The sequence below is a fragment of the Streptomyces griseoruber genome (genome assembly GCF_001514205.1).
Taxonomy (GTDB): domain Bacteria; phylum Actinomycetota; class Actinomycetes; order Streptomycetales; family Streptomycetaceae; genus Streptomyces; species Streptomyces griseoruber.
The window spans coordinates 623,143-641,562 of the sequence record NZ_KQ948763.1 but is presented as its reverse complement, the minus strand read 5'-3'; the positions used below and the strand labels follow the sequence as shown (position 1 = coordinate 641,562).

General features: G+C 72.6%; 18 protein-coding genes. 11 read left to right on the top strand and 7 right to left on the bottom strand.

From position 1 onward, the window contains the following. The first annotated feature begins 229 nt into the window (after nt 1-229). The 11 genes from AQJ64_RS02705 to AQJ64_RS02655 all read left to right on the top strand — a co-directional run bounded on the left by AQJ64_RS02705 (nt 230) and on the right by AQJ64_RS02655 (nt 10,907). Nucleotides 230-2,080, top strand: coding sequence for a M1 family aminopeptidase (locus AQJ64_RS02705; protein WP_059202371.1), 1,851 nt, complete (start codon nt 230-232; stop codon nt 2,078-2,080). A gap of 219 nt (nt 2,081-2,299) precedes the next feature. Next, nucleotides 2,300-3,988, top strand: coding sequence for an FAD-dependent oxidoreductase (locus AQJ64_RS02700; protein ID WP_055637478.1), 1,689 nt, complete (start codon nt 2,300-2,302; stop codon nt 3,986-3,988). 198 nt (nt 3,989-4,186) lie between these two features. Further along, the gene (locus AQJ64_RS02695) at nt 4,187-4,756 is read left to right on the top strand and encodes a hypothetical protein (protein WP_055637477.1); all 570 of its coding nucleotides are present in this window, start codon (nt 4,187-4,189) and stop codon (nt 4,754-4,756) included. Between the two features lie 118 nt (nt 4,757-4,874). Further along, entirely contained in the window at nt 4,875-5,588 is a 714-nt protein-coding gene (locus tag AQJ64_RS02690; RefSeq protein ID WP_055637476.1) for a class F sortase, read from the top strand. Nucleotides 5,589-5,710: 122 nt separating this feature from the next. Further along, nucleotides 5,711-6,808, top strand: coding sequence for a SchA/CurD-like domain-containing protein (locus AQJ64_RS02685; protein WP_055637475.1), 1,098 nt, complete (start codon nt 5,711-5,713; stop codon nt 6,806-6,808). A 54-nt stretch (nt 6,809-6,862) separates the two neighbouring features. Further along, a complete protein-coding gene (locus tag AQJ64_RS02680; RefSeq protein ID WP_055637474.1) occupies nt 6,863-7,264 on the top strand; it encodes a cupin domain-containing protein in 402 nt (133 codons plus the stop codon). Then, entirely contained in the window at nt 7,261-8,526 is a 1,266-nt protein-coding gene (locus tag AQJ64_RS02675; RefSeq protein WP_055637473.1) for a beta-ketoacyl-[acyl-carrier-protein] synthase family protein, read from the top strand. The genes AQJ64_RS02680 and AQJ64_RS02675 overlap by 4 nt, the downstream gene beginning before the upstream one ends. Beyond that, nucleotides 8,526-9,776, top strand: a complete 1,251-nt coding sequence (locus AQJ64_RS02670; RefSeq protein ID WP_055637472.1) for a ketosynthase chain-length factor — start codon at nt 8,526-8,528, stop codon at nt 9,774-9,776. Before AQJ64_RS02675 ends, AQJ64_RS02670 begins: the two co-directional genes overlap by 1 nt. A 34-nt stretch (nt 9,777-9,810) precedes the next feature. Then, nucleotides 9,811-10,068 carry an acyl carrier protein gene (locus tag AQJ64_RS02665; RefSeq protein WP_055637471.1) on the top strand — a complete coding sequence of 86 codons (258 nt, stop codon included), beginning with the start codon at nt 9,811-9,813 and terminating at the stop codon, nt 10,066-10,068. A 4-nt stretch (nt 10,069-10,072) separates the two neighbouring features. Next, nucleotides 10,073-10,552, top strand: a complete 480-nt coding sequence (locus AQJ64_RS02660; protein ID WP_055637470.1) for an SRPBCC family protein — start codon at nt 10,073-10,075, stop codon at nt 10,550-10,552. Between the two features lie 22 nt (nt 10,553-10,574). Then, nucleotides 10,575-10,907, top strand: a complete 333-nt coding sequence (locus AQJ64_RS02655) for a TcmI family type II polyketide cyclase (RefSeq protein WP_055637469.1) — start codon at nt 10,575-10,577, stop codon at nt 10,905-10,907. A gap of 69 nt (nt 10,908-10,976) precedes the next feature. On the opposite strand, the gene AQJ64_RS02650 is transcribed toward AQJ64_RS02655, so the two are convergent. From AQJ64_RS02650 to AQJ64_RS02620, 7 genes are all read right to left on the bottom strand, one after another. Beyond that, nucleotides 10,977-12,005, bottom strand: a complete 1,029-nt coding sequence (locus AQJ64_RS02650; protein WP_055637468.1) for a methyltransferase — start codon at nt 12,003-12,005, stop codon at nt 10,977-10,979. Nucleotides 12,006-12,060: 55 nt separating this feature from the next. Next, nucleotides 12,061-13,134: a right-handed parallel beta-helix repeat-containing protein gene (locus tag AQJ64_RS02645; RefSeq protein ID WP_055637467.1), complete on the bottom strand. Its 1,074-nt coding sequence runs from the start codon at nt 13,132-13,134 to the stop codon at nt 12,061-12,063. 64 nt (nt 13,135-13,198) lie between these two features. Continuing rightward, complete coding sequence (locus tag AQJ64_RS02640; RefSeq protein WP_055637466.1) at nt 13,199-13,471, bottom strand: helix-turn-helix domain-containing protein; 273 nt, start codon at nt 13,469-13,471, stop codon at nt 13,199-13,201. Nucleotides 13,472-13,513: 42 nt separating this feature from the next. Next, on the bottom strand, nt 13,514-14,023 hold the full coding sequence (locus AQJ64_RS02635) for an O-acetyl-ADP-ribose deacetylase (protein WP_055637465.1): 510 nt from the start codon (nt 14,021-14,023) through the stop codon (nt 13,514-13,516). A 52-nt stretch (nt 14,024-14,075) separates the two neighbouring features. Then, nucleotides 14,076-15,488 (bottom strand): phytoene desaturase family protein, encoded by a 1,413-nt coding sequence (locus tag AQJ64_RS02630; RefSeq protein ID WP_059202410.1) that lies wholly within the window; start codon nt 15,486-15,488, stop codon nt 14,076-14,078. Between the two features lie 145 nt (nt 15,489-15,633). Then, nucleotides 15,634-16,509, bottom strand: coding sequence for an inositol monophosphatase family protein (locus AQJ64_RS02625; protein ID WP_055639030.1), 876 nt, complete (start codon nt 16,507-16,509; stop codon nt 15,634-15,636). A gap of 106 nt (nt 16,510-16,615) precedes the next feature. Next, nucleotides 16,616-18,403 carry a gamma-glutamyltransferase family protein gene (locus tag AQJ64_RS02620; RefSeq protein WP_059202370.1) on the bottom strand — a complete coding sequence of 596 codons (1,788 nt, stop codon included), beginning with the start codon at nt 18,401-18,403 and terminating at the stop codon, nt 16,616-16,618. Nucleotides 18,404-18,420: the final 17 nt, after the last annotated feature.

Sequence of the window (18,420 nt, the reverse complement as noted above, 5' to 3'; positions counted from 1 at the left end):
GTCTCCCGGATGCGGCGCCGGGAGTTAAGGGTGGCGCACAGCGGGGGCGGGGCGGGTGTGAGCGGGGCTTTGCGGGGTGTGAGATGCGTCGTCCGGCCGGTGAAACGGCCGCCGGCTGTGAGATTCCTTTGCCGTGCCGCTGTGGCATGGACTCGTCAAATCTGTCAGGCTTCCCCCACCCGTCGCACACCGCCGCTCTTCCCCACCGGACACCCTGAAGGAGCCACGTGTGAGACCCACCCCCCGCACGGCCCTCGCCGCGAGCGCACTCGCCCTCGCCGCGACGGCCGCCCTCGTCCTGCCCGCCGCCCCGGCGAGCGCCGCCCCCGCGGCGGCCGAGGCCTGCACCCCCTCCCAGGTCGTCGCCAACGGCGGCTTCGAGAGCGGTGCCACCTCCTGGACCCAGTCCTCGACCACCGTCGTCACCAACCGCACCGGCCAGAGCGCGCACGGCGGCGGGTACTACGCGTGGCTGGACGGCACCGGCGGCACGCACACCGACACGCTCTCGCAGAGCGTCACCGTCCCGTCCGGCTGCGCGAAGGCCACCCTCACCTTCTGGCTGCACATCGACACCGCCGAGACGACGTCCTCCACCGCCTACGACAAGCTCACCGCCAAGATCGGCTCGACGACCCTCGCGACCTTCTCGAACCTCGACAAGAACACCGGGTACGTCCAGAAGTCGTTCGACGTGTCCGCGTTCGCGGGCCAGACCGTCGCCCTGGCCTTCACCGGCACCGAGGACTCCAGCCTCCAGTCGAGCTTCGTCCTCGACGACATCGCCCTGGACACCTCCGACGCGACCACCCCGCCCGCCGACTCGACCCGGACGCCCGCCGCACCCGCGTACACCGTCAGTCTCAGCAGCAACACCGCCGGCACGGTGTGGACCGGGCACGAGAGCGCGACCTTCACCAACGCCTCCGCCACCGCGCTGAGCGAGGTCTACCTGCGACTGTGGGACAACTACCACGGCACCTGCTCCGCGCCGCCGATCACCGTCACCAACGTCACCGGCGGCACGGCCGGCGCCCTCGCGGTCTCCTGCACCGCCCTGCCGATCACCCTGCCCACGCCGCTCGCCCAGGGCCAGAGCGCCACCATCGGCTTCGACCTGGGCATCTCGGTGCCCAGCGGCGCGGACCGGTTCGGCTACGACGGCTCCTTCAGCTTCATCGGCAACGCGCTGCCCGTGCTCGCGGTCAAGGACGGCGCGGGCTGGCACCTGGACCCGTACACCAACAACGGCGAGTCCTTCTACTCCCTGGCCGCCGACTTCAAGGTGACCCTCGACCACCCGACCACCCTGCTGGTCCCGGCCACCGGCACCTCCGTCGACACCGCCGGCTCCAGCGGACGTACCGTCACCACGGCCACCGCCACCCAGGTCCGTGACTTCGCCTGGGCGGCCGGACCCTTCAGCAAGATCTCCGGCACGTCCACCGCCGGCACACCGATCAACGTCTACTCGGTCTCCGGCATCAGCTCCGCCAACGCCCAGTCGATGCTCAGCACCGCCAGGACCGCGGTCGACGCGCACGCGGCCCGCTTCGGGGCGTACCCGTACGGCGAACTGGACGCCGTCATCGACAACAACTTCTGGTTCGGCGGGATGGAGTACCCCGGATTCGTCCTCGACCTGGTCAGCACCACCGCGCTCACCCATGAGATCGGCCACCAGTGGTGGTACGGCATCGTCGGCGACGACGAGTACAACAGCCCCTGGCTGGACGAGTCGTTCACCGACTACGCCACCGACCTGGCGCTGGGCAGCACCGGCACGAACTGCTGGAACAGTGTCTCGTGGGCGTCGTCCGCCGAGAAGATCACCAACTCGATGGCCTACTGGGACGCCCACTCCTCCCGGTACGGCACCGTCGTCTACACCTACGGCAAGTGCGCCCTGCACGACCTGCGGCGGCTCATCGGGGACACGGCGATGGCCAACCTGCTGAAGAGCTACGCCACTTCGCACTGGTACGGCGTGTCGACCACGGCCGAGTTCAAGGCGGCCGCGCAGGCCGCCACGACCACGGACCTCACCTCGTTCTGGAGCACGCACCGCATCGAGGGCTGAGCGGGCGGCGGTTCGTCACGGGTGGCGCCGGTGCGGCGTCACCCGTTCGCCTGTGCGGGTGTCAGCACGGTGAATCGGGTGGGTCAAGCGGGTGAAGCGGCTGCGGGCCGAGGCGGTGTCCGCCGTGCGGGGCAATGCATGAAGACCGCGGCCCCATTCCGGTGGAGTCGGCGGACATGGTGCCCGGAGGCGAGTGAGTGATGGAGGAATGACGACGGAATGACGAACAAGACAGCCGGCGGAGCCGGCGAGAAGGTCCACAAGGTCCCGGTGCTCATCGTCGGCGGTTCCCTGGTGGGCCTGTCGACGTCCCTGTTCCTGGGCCGGCTGGGGGTGCGGCACACCCTGGTGGAGCGCCACGCCGGCACCTCCGTCCATCCGCGCGGCCGCGGCAACAACGTCCGCACGATGGAGCTGTTCCGGGTGGCCGGAGCCGAACCGGGGATCCACGAGGCCGCGGCGACGCTGGCCGACAACCACGGCATCCTGCAGACACCCACCCTGGTCGGCGACGCCGGCGAGTGGCTGTTCAAGGACATCGACCCGGGCGGCGGCCTGGCCCGGTTCAGTCCGAGCGCCTGGTGCCTGTGCAGCCAGAACGACCTCGAGCCCGTCCTGCTCGACCGGGCCGCCGCGCTCGGCGGCGACCTGCGCTTCCACACCGAGCTGATCTCGTTCGACGCCGACGGCCAGGGCGTCACCGCGCTGGTCAAGAGCCGGGACACCGGCGAGCACACCACGATCCGCGCCGACTACCTGGTCGCCGCCGACGGCCCGCGCAGCCCCGTGCGGGAGGCGCTCGGCATCGGCCAGAGCGGTCCCGGCGACCTGTTCCACAACATCAGCATGACGTTCCGCTCCCGCCGGCTCGCCGAGGTGGTGGGCGAGCGCCGCTTCATCGTCTGCTACCTGACCGAGCCGGACGCCGACGGCGCGCTGCTGCCCGTGGACAACCGTGAGAACTGGGTCTTCCACGCCCCCTGGCACCCCGAACACGGCGAGACGATGGAGGAGTTCACCGACGAACGGTGCATCGAGCACATCCGCCGGGCGGTCGGGGTCCCCGACCTGGACGTGGAGATCACCGGCAAGGCGCCCTGGCACGCCGCCCAGCGGGTGACCCGCGCCTACCGGTCGGGGCGGGTCTTCCTGGCCGGCGACTCGGCGCACGAGATGTCCCCCACCGGCGCGTTCGGCTCCAACACCGGGATCCAGGACGCCCACAACCTCGCCTGGAAGCTGGCCGCGGTGCTGGACGGCTGGGCGGGCGACGGGCTCCTCGACACCTACGACGCCGAGCGCCGGCCGGTCGCGGAGGCCACCAGCGCCCGCGCCGCCGCCCGCTCGGCCGAGCACAGCCACCCCGGCTTCGCCCCGCCGCCCGGCGCCGGCGCCGGCGGACCGCAGCGCGGCATCCTGAACGTGGCCCTCGGCTACCGCTATCCGCGAGGCGCCGTGGCCGGCGCCGACCCGGCGACCCCCGTCGTCCCGGACGGGCTCTCCCTGACCGGGGAGCCCGGCAGCAGGGCACCCCATCTGTGGGTACGGCGCGCGGGCGAGCGGATCTCCACGCTCGACCTGTACGAGCGCACCCTGGTGCTGCTCAGCGACGCCGACGACGACGGCGCGGTCGGTGAGCCGGGCGCCTGGCAGGAGGCCGCCGCCCGCCTCGCCGACCGGGAGGCGATCCCGCTGGCCCCGTACCGGGTGGGCGCCGCGCGCGACGCCGACCTGACCCCGCTGGAAGGCCCCGCGGGCACCGACTGGCGCGCCGCGCACGGCGTCGGCCCCGGCGGCGCCGTCCTCGTCCGGCCGGACGGATTCGTCGCCTGGCGCTCCTTCGGTCCGGTCCCCGATCCCCAGTCGACGCTGCGTCAGGTGCTGGGCACCGTACTGTCCTTGCCCTGACCCACGCCCCCCGCACGACCCCGGCCGGCAGCCCCCGTGCTGCCGGCCGACTCTTTTGGCGGGGCCCGTTCACCCGCGTGACCGCCCCGAGTGGTGGGGGGCGCCGACGTGACTGACGGTGGATCACGTCAGGGCCGGTTCATCTCAGCTGACGAAGCACCAGCTGCCCGGTCATGGCGGAAGGAAGGATCCCCGCACATGCGTTCTGCTCGCATCATCCTGGCCAGCGCGGCGGCCTCGGCCGTCCTCGCCCTCACCGCGCCCGGCGCCTACGCGGCCGACGGCGACTGGGAGAAGGGCGACTCGTCCTACAGCAAGAAGGACGAGTCGTCGACGAAGGAGGACTCCGGCTACAGCAAGGACGACTCCTCGTGGAGCAAGGAGGAGGACTCCGGCAAGGAGCACGACAAGGACTACGGCAAGCCGCACGGCGGCGTGCACACCGGCGGCGGCGCCCTGACCCTCGTGACCGACGGCCACGAGAAGGGCGCCAAGGAGTGGAGCAAGGAGGACGGCTCCAAGGAGGAGTCCTGGAGCAAGGACGACTCGTCGAAGGAGAGCTCCTGGAGCAAGGACGACTCCTCCTGGAGCAAGGAGGACGGTGAGGACTCCTGGAGCGGCAAGGACAAGCCCCACGGCGGTGTGCACACCGGCGGTGGTGCCCTGGCCGCGCCTGGCGTGACCGCGGGCGGTCTGGCCGTCCTCGCGGTCGCCGGAGCCGGTCTGTACGGCGTGCGCCGCAAGAAGTCGGCACACGGCCTGGCCTGACCATGCCGGACGCGATAGAGCCGCGGCCGCCACCGGTGCATCGTGTGGCGGCCGCCCGGCCGGTTCCCGGCCCCGCCCCGTCCGCTCCGCAGACCTGCCCTGTCCGAGGTGTTACCCGATGGCAGTCCCCCCTCCCTCCCCCGCCGACGAGCCGGACGGCCAGGAGTCCCGCTCGACGCTGACCGTGCTGTGCGCCGTGGCGCTGCTGATCCTGGCGGTGAGCCTGATCGGCGGCAACGACGCGTCGTCCTCCGGCTCCTCCTCGGTCCCGCCGCAGGCCCGGCAGGCACCCCAGGTCCCCGGGACCTCGCCCTCCTCGGCGCCGCCGCGGTCCTCCGCCCCCGCCGCCGCGGGCGCCGGCCGGCCGGTGGGCCGGCATCTGCCCCGCTCCCGGCCGGTCCGGCTGCGCATCCCCCGGATCTCGGTCGACGCCCCCTTCACGGACCTCTCCCTCAACGCCGAGGGCCAGCTCCAGGCCCCGCCCCCGAACGACACCAACCTCGTCGGATGGCACGCCGCCGGCCCCTCCCCCGGCGAGACGGGCACCGCGATCATCGCCGGTCACGTGGACACCAAGACCTCCGCCGCCGTCTTCGTCGGGTTGCAGTACCTGAAGAAGGGCGATGTCTTCGACGTCGTGCGCGCGGACCGGAGCGTCGCGCACTTCGAGGTCGACGACACCGAGACGTTCGCCAAGGACGACTTCCCCAGCGAGCGGGTCTACGCCGACACGCCCCGGGCCGAGGCCCGGCTCATCACCTGCGCCGGCACCTACGACCACTCGGCCAAGGACTACGAGGACAACCTGGTCGTCTTCGCCCATCTCCGATGATCCGTCACCGAACCTTCACCCCCAGGGGTGAGCGGTCACCCGCGTAGTCCCCACCGAATCGCGCGCCCGCAGGGAGCGGCCCACGATCGAGTCACGCCCACCACGAAGGAGATGTGCCCCGCATGACCACCACGTCCGCTCCCGCCTCCGCCCCGCTGACCCGCCGTGTGTCGCAGCGGGTCTCCCAGTCCGTGTTCGACGGCTCCCGGCTCCGGGTCGTTCTGCTCGTGGACGTCCACGACGGCGCCCAGCAGCAGTTCCTGGAGGCCTACGAGCAGCTCTGCAACCAGGTCGCCTCCGTCCCCGGCCATGTCAGCGACCAGCTCTGCCAGTCGATCGAGAACCCCTCCCAGTGGCTGATCACCAGCGAGTGGGAGAGCGCCCCGCCGTTCCTCACCTGGGTGAACAGCGAGGAGCACGTGGAGATGGTCAAGCCGCTGCACAGCTGTGTCCGCGACACCCGCAGCCTGCGCTTCCACGTCGTACGGGAGACCGGTGGCCCGGCGTCGGCCACCGCGCGCAGCCTGCAGACGGCGCCCCGGATGGGGGACGGCGTGATCCGGCACGCGCTCACCTTCACCGTGAAGCCCGGCAGCGAGGAGGCCGTGGCGAAGATCCTCGCCGACTACGCCTCGCCCGAGCCGAAGGTCGACGAGACCACCCGGCTGTGCCGTACGTCCCTGTTCATGCACGGCAACCGGGTGGTGCGGGCCGTCGAGGTGCGGGGCGACCTGATGGCCGCGCTGCGCCATGTCGCCCGGCAGCCCGAGGTGCGGGCCGTCGAAGAGGCCATCAACCCGTATCTGGAGCAGGACCGGGACCTCGACGACCCGGACTCCGCGCGGGTCTTCTTCACCCGGGCGGCGCTGCCCGCCGTCCATCACGTGGCGGCGGACCAGGAGGACCCGAAGGCCGAGCGGCACGCCCTGTACTACCCGGCGAAGGCCGGCCACGGCCTGGAGCTGGCCCGGCTGCTGGCCGAGCAGGACGAGGCGGCCGCGGACGACCCGAAGTGCCCGGTGCTGAGCAGCACGATCTTCCAGCGCGACGACGTCGTGGTGCGCCTGGTGGACGTACGGCACGGTGTCCGCGCCGACGACCCCGCGCTGTCCCCGAAGGCGGCCGAGCTGAAGCGGCTGCTGGACGGCCGCGCCGCCAAGGGTGCCGCCGGGCCCACCCGGATGGCCCTCGTCACCGACCGCCGCTCGCCCGGCGCCTGATCCGTCCCCGCACCCGCCCTTCGGCACAGCACAGCACACGATCGGAGCAACGTCGTGATCAATTCCCGTCCCAGAGTCGTGGATCTCAGCGAGGTCGAGCCCAACACCCGGCGCGGCGGCGACCTGCGCGCCATGCTCACCCCGGCCACGGTCGGCTCCACCAGCGGTTTCATGGGCGTGGCCCTCATCCAGCCCGGCGACCGCATCGGCGAGCACTACCACCCGTACTCCGAGGAGTTCGTGTACGTCCTGTGCGGACAGCTGGAGGTCGACCTGGACGGCGAGCCCGTCCCGCTCCAGCCGGAGCAGGGCCTGCTGATCCCCATGCACATGAAGCACCGCTTCCGCAATGTCGGCAAGGTGGAGGCGCGGATCGTCTTCCACCTGGGGCCGCTGGCCCCGAGCCCGCCGCTCGGTCACGTCGACACCGAGGAGACCGCCGAGGTCGTCTCATGAGCAGGCGGGTGGCGGTCACCGGCATAGGCGTGGTCGCACCCGGCGGCATCGGCGCACCGGCGTTCTGGGACCTGCTCTCGCACGGGCGGACCGCGACCCGGGGCATCACCTTCTTCGATCCGGCCGGCCTCAGGTCGCGGATCGCCGCCGAGTGCGACTTCGACCCGGCGGCCTCGGGGCTGGCCGCCGAGGAGGTCGCCCGCAGCGACCGGTACATACAGTTCGCGCTGGTCGCCGGGGAGGAGGCGGTGCGCGACGCGGGCCTCGACCTCGCCCGGGAGAACCCCTGGCGGGTCGGGGTGTCGCTGGGCACCGCGGTCGGCGGCACCACCCGGCTGGAGCACGACTACGTCCTGGTCAGCCATCACGGACAGCGCTGGGACGTCGACCAGGGGCGCGCGGAGCCGGAACTGCACCGCGCGTTCACGCCCGCCACGCTCGCGGCCACCGTGGCCGAGCGGTTCGAGGCGCGCGGCCCGGTGCAGACCGTCTCCACCGGCTGCACCTCGGGGCTGGACGCCGTCGGGTACGCCTTCCACACGATCGAGGAGGGCCGGGCCGACGTCTGCATAGCCGGCGCGTCGGACTCGCCGATCTCCCCGATCACCATGGCCTGCTTCGACGCGATCAAGGCGACGTCGCCGAACAACGACGACCCCGCCCACGCCTCCCGCCCCTTCGACGCCGACCGCAACGGCTTCGTGATGGGCGAGGGCGGCGCCGTCCTCGTCCTGGAGGAGCTGGAACACGCCAAGGCCCGTGGTGCGCGGGTGTACTGCGAGCTGGGCGGCTACGCCACCTTCGGCAACGCGTACCACATGACGGGCCTGACCAAGGAAGGCCTGGAGATGGCCCGGGCGATCGACTTCGCCCTCGACCACGCCCGGCTCGACCCCACGGCCATCGACTACGTCAACGCGCACGGGTCGGGCACCCTGCAGAACGACCGTCATGAGACGGCCGCCGTGAAGCGGGCCCTGGGGCAGCACGCGTACGCCACCCCCATGAGCTCCATCAAGTCGATGGTGGGTCACTCGCTCGGCGCGATCGGCGCGATCGAGGTCGTCGCCTGTGTCCTGGCCATGGCCCACCAGGTGGTACCGCCCACCGCGAACTACGAGACCCCCGACCCCGAGTGCGACCTCGACTACGTGCCGCGGGTCGCGCGCGAACGGACACTGAACAGCGTGCTCTCCGTGGGCAGCGGGTTCGGCGGGTTCCAGTCCGCGGTGGTCCTGACCCGGCCGAGGGAGAGGACATGATGAGCGAACCGCGTCCACGGCGCGCGGCCGTCACCGGAATCGGTGTCGTCGCGCCGAACGGAACCAGCACCCAGGCCTTCTGGAAGGCCACGCAGGAAGGCATCAGCGTCCTGGACCGGGTCACCCGCGAAGGGTGCGAGCACCTGCCGCTGCGGGTGGCCGGCGAGGTCCGGGACTTCGACGCGGCGGCCACCGTGGAGGAGCGTTTCCTCGTCCAGACGGACCGGTTCACGCACTTCGCGATGGCCGCCGCCGATCTCGCGCTGGACGACGCCGGGCTCGGCCAGGCCGACACCGCCGAGGCCCCCTACTCGGTGGGCGTGGTCACCGCGGCCGCCAGCGGCGGCGGCGAGTTCGGGCAGCGCGAGCTCCAGCAGCTGTGGGGCAAGGGCAGCCGGTTCGTCGGGCCGTACCAGTCGATCGCCTGGTTCTACGCGGCGAGCACCGGCCAGATCTCCATCCGCCGCGGCTTCAAGGGGCCCTGCTCGGTGGTCGCCTCGGACGAGGCGGGCGGCCTGGACGCCCTCGCGCACGCGGCGCGGGCGGTGCGGCGCGGCACCGATGTGCTGGTGACCGGCTCGACCGAGGCCCCGCTCGCCCCGTACTCGATGGTCTGCCAGCTCGGTTACGACGCGCTGAGCACCGTGGCGGAACCGGACCGCGCCTACCGTCCGTTCACCGCCTCGGCGTGCGGGTTCGTACCCGCCGAGGGCGGCGCCATGCTCGTCGTGGAGGCGCAGGCCTCGGCGCGGGAGCGGGGGGCCCGGGTGCGGGCCACGCTGGACGGGCACGCGGCGACGTTCACCGGCGCCGCCCGCTGGGCGGAGTCCCGCGAGGGGCTCGCCCAGGCCATCCGGGGCGCCCTGGACGAGGCGGGCTGTGCCCCGGAGGAGATCGACGTGGTCTTCGCCGACGCCCTCGGTGTGCCGGAGGCGGACCGGGCGGAGGCACTGGCGATCGCCGACGCGCTCGGCGCGCACGGCCGCAGGGTGCCGGTGACGGCGCCGAAGACCGGTATCGGCCGGGCCTTCGGCGGGGCACCGGTGCTGGACACGGCGGCCGCGGTGCTGGCGATGGAGCACGGTCTGATCCCGCCCACCCCCCATGTCTTCGACATCTGCCATGACCTCGACCTGGTGACCGGACGCGCCCGTGCCGCACAGATGCGTACGGCGCTGGTCCTCAGCCGGGGCCTCATGGGGTCGAACTCGGCGCTGGTGCTGCGGCACGGCGCCGACCACGCCTCGTAGCGGGGCGCGGCACAGCACGAAGGAGAGGTATCGCATGAGTGACCGCATCACCCTGGACGAACTCGCCGGCCTGATGAAGAAGGCCGCCGGGATCACCGTGACGCCGGAGCGGCTCAAGGAGCACGCGGACGGCGAGTTCGGCGAGCTGGGCATCGACTCGCTCGGCATGCTCGGCATCGTGGGCGAGCTGGAGAACCGCTTCGGCACGCCCCTGGACCTGGACATGGAGGCCTGCCGGACGCCCCGGGAGTTCCTCGACCGGGTCAACAGCGCGCTGCCGGCGGGGGCGTGACGCCATGACCGGACACACACAGAACGAGATCACGATCGGCGCTCCGCTGGACCTGGTCTGGGACATGACCAACGACCTGGAGAACTGGCCGCGGCTGTTCAGCGAGTACGCGTCCGTGGAGATCCTCTCCCGCGAGGGCCGGAAGACGACCTTCCGGCTGACCATGCACCCGGACGACAACGGCAAGGTCTGGAGCTGGGTCTCCGAGCGCGAGCCGAACCGTGAGACGCTCACCGTCCGCGCCCGCCGGGTGGAGACGGGGCCGTTCGCCCACATGGACATCCACTGGCGGTACGAGGAGGTGCCGGCCGGGGTGCGGATGATCTGGACGCAGGACTTCGCGATGAAGCCGGACGCGCCGGTCGACGACGCGTGGATGACCGACAACATCAACCGGAACTCCAAGGTCCAGCTGGCCCTGATCCGGGACCGCATCGAGAAGGCCGCCGCGGAGCGCGGCACCACTCCGGGCCTGACCGACTGAGCCGGACGGAGGACACTCCCCCATGCACCAAGCCCTGATCGTCGCCCGTATGGCCCCGGGCTCCGCCCCCGGCATCGCCCAGGTGTTCGAGGAGTCGGACCGGGGAGAGCTGCCGCGTCTCGTCGGGGTCGTCCGGCGCAGCCTCTTCCAGTTCGGCGACGTGTACCTGCATCTGATCGAGTCGGAGCGCGACCCCGGCCCGGCCATCGCCAAGGTGACGAACCATCCCGAGTTCCGGGACGTCAGCGAGCGGCTGACGGCGTACGTCAGCGCGTACGACCCCGAGACCTGGCGTTCCCCGAAGGACGCCATGGCGCAGCGCTTCTACCTCTGGGAGCGCGAACCGGCCGGCTGAGTCCGCGCCGGTGTCACCGGTCGCCGGGTCCGCGACGCTGCGGACCCGGCGACCGGTGGTTCGGGGACGTCAGTCCGGTACGTGGCAGTCGAAGGCGTGCAGATAGGGGTTGACGGGCCGGATGTCGTCGATGACCAGGCCCGCCTCGGTGAGCCGGCTCACCATGCTCTCGGTGGTGTGCTTCGCCCCGCCGACGTTGAGGAGCAGCAGCAGGTCCATGGCGGTGCTGAACCGCATGGAGGGGGTGTCGTCGACGAGGTTCTCGATGACGACGACCCGGGTGCCGGGGCCGCCCGCCCCGATGACGTTGGCGAGGGTCCTGGCGGTGGAGTCGTCGTCCCACTCCAGGATGTTCTTGATGACGTAGACGTCGGCCTTGACGGGGACGGCCTTGCGGACGTCACCGGGGACGATCCGGGCGCGGTCCGCGAGGTCGCCGCCCTCGCGCAGCCGGGGTACGGCGTTGTCGACCACCCGGGGCAGGTCGAGCAGGGTGCCCCGCATCGCCGGGTACTTGTCGAGCAGGCTGGCCACCACATGGCCCTGGCCGCCGCCGATGTCGGCGACCGAGGCGGCGCCGGACAGGTCGAGCAGGGCGGCGACCTCCCGTGCCGACTGCTCGCTGGAGGTGGTCATGGCCCGGTTGAAGACCTCGGCCGACTCGGGGGCGTCCTCGTTGAGGTAGGTGAAGAACTCCTTGCCGTAGAGGTCCTCCACGACGTTGTGGCCGGTGCGCACCGCCTCGTCCAGCTTGGGCCAGGCGTCCCAGGTCCAGGGTTCGGTGCACCACAGGGCGATGTTGCGCAGGCTGTGCGGGTCGTCCTCGCGCAGCAGCCGGGACATGTCGGTGTGGGTGAACATGCCGTCGGGGCACTCGGCGAAGACTCCGTAGCAGGACAGGGCGCGCAGCAGCCGGCGCAGCGGCTTCGGCTCGGTCTTCACCGCGGCGGCGAGGTCCTCCACGGTCATGGGGGCCTCGCCGAGGGCGTCGGCGACGCCGAGCCGGGCCGAGGCACGCAGGGCGGCGGCACATGCCGCCCCGAACACGAGCTCCCGCAGCCGCATGGGTGGGGGCGGTGCGCTTTGAGCAGTCGTCATGTGCCGCCTTCCTTCCTCTTCTTGATGGACCTGTTCGTGCTCTCGGGGTGTCCCGTCAGCACAGACCCGCGGGCTTGGAGGCCTTGCAGGAGTTGCGCTCGAAGGTGTTGCCCTTGCCCTCGGTGTCGGTGACGACGAGGTCGGCCGGGGAGTTGCCGGACAGTGTGTTGTCACTGATCCGGTTCCGGTCGCTGGTGGTGCCCACGAAGCTCTTCAGCAGGACGATGCCGCCGGACAGCGAGGAGGTGCCGGCGTTGTCGCGGATCACGTTGCGGGTGATCACACTGTCCTCGGCGCCGGTCAGGACGATGCCGGTGCCCTGGAGGGCGTCGAGCCGGGCGGTCTTCGGGCAGGACTTGTTGTTGGCGACGATGCGGTTGTCGCGGACGGTGACGCGGCCGGCCTTCGGCTTGTTCTCGTCGCCGACGACGAAGACGGCCGCGCAGTTGCCGGTCATCTGGTTGCGGGCGACGGTGAGGTCGCGCAGCCGGCGGACGGTGACACCGATCCGGTTGCCCTCCAGCCGGTTGCCCAGAACCTGTGTGCCCCGGGTGTCCGTGGCACCCTGCTCCTCCTTGACGGTGTTGGCGAGGAACAGTCCGGCGTCGCCGTTGTCGCGGGCGGTGTTGCCGCGCAGCACCGTGCGCTCGGAGGCCTCGGTGGCGATGCCCCAGACGCCGTTCTTCTCGGCCGTGACCTGACGTACGGTCAGCTTGTCGGTGGCCGTGGCGTACACGCCGTTCCTGGTGAAGCCGGTGACGGTCAGTCCGGCGACGGTGACGTTCTTGACCTTGTGGTCCTTGGTGCCGGTCACACAGATGCCGTTGCCGTCGGCGGCACAGGTGCCGACGGCCTTCTTCTTGACCGGGGCCGGTCGCAGCACGGCGCGGGGGCCGCCGGCCAGGGTCACCCCGTCGGTGGCGACGGTGACGCTCTCGCGGTAGGTCCCGGCGGTCACGTACACGGTGTCACCGGGGGCGGCGGCGTCCACCGCCTTCTGGATGGATTGTCCCTGCCGGACCACATGGGTCACGTGGTGGGGGTGCCCGGCGGCCGCCGGGGCGGCACCGAGCCCCGTCCCGACGATCGCGGCGGTGCACGCCAGGTAGAGAACATGGCATTTCGTCATATTTCATAAGATATGCACGAATTCTTCGGAAGCCGTGTCTTGGGCCTCCCGGCGGCGTGTCATCTCACCCGGTGTGGCGCGCGCCGTCTCCACCGCGAGGGGAACCGTGGTGCGAGAAGGGCACCGAAGCCGACGCCCGCCACCGTGTGATCTCCAGGGCCACGGCGACGTGGACGCTGTTCTCCGCGAGGGGGCGGGGCAGCAGCCGTTGCGCGCGGTCGAGGCGTCGCGGCAGCGGGTTGCGGTGGATGAAGAGGTGGTGAGCGGCGAGGATGACGCGGACGCCGGGGGCGGCGGTGAGGAGGAGTTCGACGGCCTCGTGGCGCTGTGCCTGCACGCCGCCGGTCAGCTCCGACCGGTTCGCCCCACCGTGGTTCCCTCAGCCGAGTTGCCGGACGAAAGCGTCGTACGCCCGGTCGTCGAAGAGGACGAACCGCACCTCTTCGACCGCTGTCGGTGTGCTCCGCACGGTCTGCACCGCAACACGAGCCGCGTCCTCCATCGGCCACCGGTACACACCGGTCGAGATCGCCGGGAAGGCGACCGTCCGCGCGCCCAACTCGTCGGCCACCCGCAGAGACTCCCGGTAGCAGGAGGCGAGAAGCGCGGCATCGCCGCCGCCCGTCCGCCAGACCGGGCCCACGGTGTGGATGACCCAGCGGGCGTCCAGCTCGCCGGCCGTGGTGGCGACCGCCTGGCCGGTGGGCAGGCCCCTGCCGTACCGCGAGGCGCGCAGACGCCGGCATTCGGCGAGGATCTCGGGGCCGCCCCGGCGGTGGATGGCGCCGTCGACACCGCCGCCGCCGAGGAGCGAGGAGTTGGCCGCGTTGACGAGGGCGTCCACGGACTGGCCGGTGATGTCGCCCTGGACGAGCGTGATGAGGGTCATGGCTGTGTATATCAACCGGCCCCCCGGTCGGCCCGCCCTTTTCACCCGGGTGTCAGGGCTGGGCGCGCAGCCTGCGCCACACGGCCTTCGCCGCGTTGTGGCCCGACATGCCGTGGACGCCGGGGCCCGGCGGGGTGGACGAGGAACAGAGGAACACGGCCGGGTGCGGGGTGGCGTACGGGCGCAGGGAGAGCTTGGGGCGCAGCAGGAGCTGGAGGCCGGTGGCGGCGCCGGAGGCGATGTCGCCGCCGACGTAGTTGGCGTTGCGGGCGGCGAGTTCGGCCGGGCCGGCGATCGCGCGGGCGAGGACGCGGTCGCGGAATCCCGGGGCGAACCGCTCCAGCTGGCGTTCGACGGCGTCGGTGAGGTCGCCGGTCCAGCCGTTGGGCACATGCCCGTAGGCCCAGAACACCTGCTTGCCGGCCGGGGCGCGGGTGGGGTCGGCGACGCCGGGCTGGACCGTGATCAGGAAGGGGCGCTCGGGTGCCCGGCCCTCCTGGGACGCGGCGCGCAGGGCGGTGCGGATCTCGGTGCTGTCGGCGCCGATCTGCACGGTCCCGGCCAGCCGTGCCTCGGGCGCGGTCCAGGGGACCGGTCCGTCGAGCGCGTAGTCGATCTTGAAGGCGGCGGCGCCGTAGCGGAAGCGTGCGTAGTGGCTGCCGAAGCCGGCGATACGGGCGAGGGCGGTGGGGGTGGTGTCGAAGACGTAGGCGCGGGCCGGGGGCAGGTCGTCGAGGCGCTTGACCTCGTAGTCGGTGTGGACGCTGCCGCCGAGGTCCTCGAGGTAGGCGGCGAGGGCGTCGGAGATCGCCTGGGAGCCGCCGCGGGCCACCGGCCAGCCGCGGGCGTGCGCGGCGAGGGCGAAGACCAGGCCGACGGCGCCGGTGGCGAGGCCGCCGAGCGGGGCCATGACATGGGCGACGAGTCCGGCGAAGAGGGTCCTGGCCGGTTCGTCGCGGAAGCGGCGCATCAGCCAGGTGGAGGGGGGCAGGCCGGCCAGGCCGAACCGGGCCAGGGTGACCGGGTCGCGCGGGAGCGCGGTGAGCGGGAGCGACATGAAGTCGCGGACGAGGGTGTCCCAGTGGGGCAGGAACGGCTCGACGAGCCGGCGGTAGGTGCCCGCGTCGCGCGGACCGAAGGAGGCGGCGGTCTCGGCGACCGAGCGGGACAGCACGGCGGCGGTGCCGTCGGGGAACGGGTGCGCCATGGGCAGTTCGGCGTGCAGCCACTGAAGGCCGTAGCGCTGGAGGGGCAGGGCGCGGAACGCCGGTGAGTTGATGCCGAGGGGGTGGGCGGCGGCACAGGGGTCGTGGCGGAAGCCGGGGAGGGTGAGTTCCTCGGTGCGGCATCCCCCGCCCACGGTGTCGCGCGCCTCGAACAGCGCCACGGAGAAGCCGCGTCTGGCCAGCTCCACTGCGGCGGTGAGCCCGTTGGGCCCCGCCCCCACCACGACCGCATCGAGCATCGACGGCACTTCGACCCCTTCGTCAGCGGGCGGCCTCCGCAGCCCGGCGGCCTCCGGGATCAGGATATGCCGGGGGTACGACAGCCCGCCGAAGGGCACCCGCCGCCGGCCGCGAGCCCGATGCGCGGGGCCCCCGGCGCCGCGGTCAGCCCGTCGTGGCCGGTCCGCTCGCCAGCAGGTCCGCCACACGGCGGGCCGTGGCCGCGTCGCGGGCGGCGGTGAAGGGCAGGGAGTTGCCCCCGGTGATACGGAACGGCATGCCGCTGAGGGTCAGGTGGGCGCCGCCCGCCTCCTCGACCAGCAGCAGTCCGGCCGCGTGGTCCCAGGCCGCCTCCCAGGAGAAGGCGGTCGCGTCCAACTCGCCCCGGGCCAGGGCGAGATACTCCAGGCCGGCCGATCCGCAGGGGCGGGGTGCCACGCCGTCCGTGCGCAGGGCGAGCAGGGCGCGCTTCTGGTCGTCGGTGGTGTAGTCCGGGTGGGAGGTGGCCACCACCAGGTCGCGGCCGGGGGCGGGCCGTCCGGCGAACAGCCGCTCGCCGTCGAGGAAGGCGCCGCCGCCGCGCACCGCGGTGGCGAGCTGGTCGCGGGCCGGGGCGTAGGTCCAGGAGGCGAGGAGGACGCCGCGGTGGGCGAGGGCGACCAGGGTGCAGAAGCCCTCCTCGCCGCGCACGAACTGGCGGGTGCCGTCGACCGGGTCGACGATCCACACCGGCGCGTCGCCCTGTATGGCCCCGTACGACGCCGGGTCGGCGTGGACCGCCTCCTCACCGACGACGACCGAGCCGGGCAGCAGGGCGCCGAGGGCACCGGTGAGGAACAGCTCGGCGCCCCGGTCGGCGTCGGTCACCAGGTCGTGGGGGCCGCTCTTCTGGTCGACCTCGTGGTCGGCGAGCTGCCGGAAGCGGGGCATGATCTCGGCCGCGGCGGCCTTGCGGACCGCTTCCTCCACGTCGGCCGAGTGACGGGCGAGGAACTCGTCGATGCCGTTCATGCCGTCGCTGGGTTCCTTGTCTTCGATCATGCCTCCCATGAGAGCACGCCCCACTGACAATCCCCACCCCGCCGGTGCACTCCGGGCGGAATCGGGATGAAGAACCGGTGCGGCCCGCACCGGAGCATCTCCGGCGTCAGCGGCCCACCGCGTACCCCTGCATCCCCCGCGGGTTCGCCGCCGCCGACAGGATCCCGGTCGCCGGGTCACGGGCGACGGCGCACAGCCGGCCCTCGGACCAGGGCGCGCCGACGGTCACGTCATGGCCGCGCCGCCGCAGCCCCTCCACCACCTCGGCCGGCGTCCGCGACTCGACGGTGACACTGCCGGGCCGCATGCCGCGCGGGTAGAAGGAGCCCGGGAAGGAGTCGTTGTGCCAGTTCGGGGCGTCGATCGCGCCCTGGAGGTCGAGGCCGCCGCGCACGCGCGCGTGGTGGGCGACGGCGAGGAAGAAGTGCAGCTGCCACTGGTCCTGCTGATCGCCGCCGGGGGTGCCGAAGGCCAGCACCGGCACCCCGTCGCGCAGGGCCAGGGAGGGGGTGAGGGTGGTGCGGGGGCGGCGGCCGGGGGTGAGGGAGTTCGGCAGGCCCTCCTCCAGCCAGGTCATCTGCAACCGTGTGCCGAGCGGGAAGCCCAGCTCCGGGACGACCGGGTTGGACTGGAGCCAGCCGCCGCTGGGCGTGGCCGCGACCATGTTGCCCCAGCGGTCGACGACGTCGAGGTGGCAGGTGTCGCCCCGGGTGAGCCCGTCCGCCCCGACCGTCGGCTCCCCCGCCCCCGGCGTGTCATGGCCGGGTCGGTCGCCCACGACGGTGTACGCGTGCGTGCTCAGCCGCGCGACGCGTCCGCCCGGGCTGCCCGGCCGCAGCTCGTAGGACGCCTTGTCCCCGACGAGTGCGCGGCGCCCCGCGTTGTAGCCGTCCGAGAGCAGGTCGGTCAGCGGGACCTCGGCCGCGTCGCCGTACCAGGCCTCGCGGTCGGCCATGGCGAGCTTGCAGCCCTCGACCAGCAGATGGACGTACTCCGCGGAGCCGTACGCGGGCAGTTCGGGCGGGAGCAGGGCGAGCTGCTGGAGGAAGACCGGGCCCTGGCTCCAGGGGCCGGCCTTGCACAGGGTCCAGCCGTTCCAGTCGTACGTCGCCGGTGTCTCGTAGGTCGCGGACCAGCCGGCGAGGTCGGCTGCGGTGAGGGTGCCGGTGTGGTGGGCGCCGCTGGTGTCCAGGGTGGGCCGGGCGGCCTGGCGGACGAGCGCTTCGGCGATGAAGCCGGTGCGCCACACCTCCCGCGCGGCCTCGATGCGCGCCTCGCGGCCCCCGGCCCCGGCGGTCCCGGCGAGGAGCCGCTGCCAGGTGGCGGCGAGGGCGGGGTTGCGCAAGAGCGCGCCGGGCCGGGGCGCCCGGCCGCCGGTCAGGTACACCTCCGCCGACGAGGTCCACTCCGTCTCGAACAGTTCCCGTACCGTCTCGACGGCGGCGCCGAGGTTCTCCACGGGCGCGTGCCCGTGCTCGGCGTACCCGACGGCGTACTTCAGGACATCGGCGAGGTCCTTGGTGCCGTGGTCGCGCAGCAGGACCATCCAGGCGTCGAACGCGCCGGGCACGGCGGCGGCCAGCGGGCCGGTGCCGGGGACGAGGTCCAGGCCGAGGCCCCGGTGGTGGGCGACCGTCGCGCCCGCCGGTGCCACGCCCTGCCCGCACAGCACCCGCACCTCGCCGCCGGCCGGGGCGAGCAGGATCGGGACCTCGCCGGCGGGGCCGTTGAGGTGCGGTTCGACGACGTGCAGGACGAACGCCCCGGCGACGGCGGCGTCGAAGGCGTTGCCGCCGTCCTCGAGGACGGCCATCGCGGACTGCGAGGCCAGCCAGTGCGTGGACGACACCATGCCGAAGGTGCCCTGGAGGGTGGGCCGCGTGGTGAAGCTCATCTCTCCAGGCTGTCCAG